The following is a 388-nucleotide window of genomic DNA, read 5'->3' on the forward strand; positions in this document are numbered from 1 at the left end:
CGGCCGCCCCGTACGTCGCCGGCGCCCCGGCGCCCACCGTCGCTCCGGTCGTCCGCCGCCCCGAGCCGTACATGCGCCTGCAGTGGAACGACGCCGTGACCGGCGCCGTCGGCTACCTGGTCGTGCACACCCTGCGGGCGGGCCTCGCCACCGGCGGCACCCGGATGCGGGCCGGCTGCACGTTGTCCGAGGTCGAGGACCTCGCACGCGGCATGGCCAACAAGACCGCCACCTTCGACCTGCCGATCGGCGGGGCCAAGGGCGGGATCGACTTCGACCCGAAGGACCCGCGCGCCGTCGAGGTGCTGGAGCGGTTCTGCGAGGCCATGCGCCCCTGGATCGACGCGCACTGGGTGACCGCGGAGGACCTCGGCGTCCCGCAGCACCA

General features: G+C 75.0%; 1 protein-coding gene. It reads left to right on the forward strand.

The window, feature by feature from the left end; all coding sequences use genetic code 11:
• Positions 1 to 71 precede the first annotated feature (71 nt).
• On the forward strand, positions 72 to 388 hold a 317-nt coding region (locus DBV35_RS29415; protein WP_281262259.1), incomplete at its 3' end, for a Glu/Leu/Phe/Val dehydrogenase dimerization domain-containing protein.

It is taken from the genome of Acuticoccus kandeliae, assembly GCF_003073115.1.